Here is a 1110-nt window from a genome sequence, read left to right as displayed (position 1 = left end):
GCGGGCGTTCGGCTGCGCGCGCGTGGTGTACAACGACGCGCTCAGCACCCGAGAGACGGCGCGCGCGGCGGGGCTGCCGTTCCCGAAGTCGGGCGACCTGTCGAAGATGCTGATCACCGANGCGAAGTGGACGCCGGAACGGGCGTGGCTCGCNGAGGTGTCGGCCGTCGTTCTGCAACAGTCACTGCGCGACCTCGACACGGCATACCGGAACTTCTTCGACGGGTTGAAAGGCAAGCGCCCGAGGATGGGGCCACCCCGGTACAAGTCGAAACGGGACAGCCGGCAGGCCGTCAGGTTCACCGCGAACGCCCGCTGGTCGTTCACCTCGGGCGGGAAGCTGCGACTACCGAAGATCGGCGACGTGGACGTGAAGTGGTCCCGGCGTCTGCCCTCGACGCCGTCCACGGTGACGGTGGTCCGGGACAGCGCGGGCCGGTACTTCGCGAGCTTCGTCATCGAGACCGGGCCGCAGGAAACCCTTCCGGGTTCNCACGCCGAGATTGGCGTCGACCTTGGGCTGACGCACTTCGCGGTCCTCTCGGACGGCACGAAGATCGACTCTCCTCGGTTTCTTCGCCGGGCCGAGAAGNGGCTGAAGAAGGCTCANCGGGACCTGTCCCGCAAGAAGAAGGGTTCGGCGAACCGGGCCAAGGCCAGGCTGAAAGTCGCCCGTGCGCATGCGCGGGTGGCCGACGCACGGCGCGATTTCCACCACCAGCTCTCCACCAGGCTGATCCGCGAGAACCAAGCGGTCGCCGTGGAGGATCTTGCGGTCAAGGGGCTCGCCCGGACACGGCTTGCCACATCGGTGCACGACGCCGGATGGTCCGCGTTCGTCGGGATGCTGGAGTACAAGGCCACCCGGTACGGCCGGGTGTTCGTCCGGATCGGTCGCTTCGAGCCCACCTCGCAGGTGTGTTCGACCTGCGGTGTGAAGGACGGCCCGAAGCCGCTGGACGTCCGGGAGTGGACGTGCGCGGCCTGCGGGTCGCATCTCGACAGGGACGTGAACGCGGCGGTCAACGTCGCGAAGGCCGCCGGACTGGCGGCGTCTGCCCGTGGAGCGCAGGTAAGACCGGCACCCGTGCCGGCACCGCGCGGCGAAGC

Annotated in this window: 1 protein-coding gene and 3 pseudogenes; all 4 read left to right on the top strand. The window is 68.7% G+C overall.

The window, feature by feature from the left end; translation table 11 throughout:
• A pseudogene (locus tag FF86_RS53795) lies at window positions 1–120 on the top strand (helix-turn-helix domain-containing protein); the annotation flags it as partial.
• A 34-nt stretch (window positions 121–154) separates the two neighbouring features.
• A pseudogene (locus FF86_RS53785) lies at window positions 155–492 on the top strand (RNA-guided endonuclease InsQ/TnpB family protein); the annotation flags it as partial.
• Between the two features lies 1 nt (window position 493).
• Window positions 494–592, top strand: a pseudogene (locus tag FF86_RS53780) (hypothetical protein); the annotation flags it as partial.
• Between the two features lie 18 nt (window positions 593–610).
• Window positions 611–1110, top strand: a 500-nt coding sequence (locus FF86_RS53770) for a transposase (protein ID WP_242419191.1), incomplete at both ends; no start/stop codon positions are given.

The organism is Frankia sp. CpI1-P (assembly GCF_001421075.1).
GTDB lineage: Bacteria > Actinomycetota > Actinomycetes > Frankiales > Frankiaceae > Frankia > Frankia torreyi.
The sequence above is the reverse complement of the archived record's forward strand: the minus strand, read 5'-3'. Positions and strand labels throughout refer to the sequence as shown.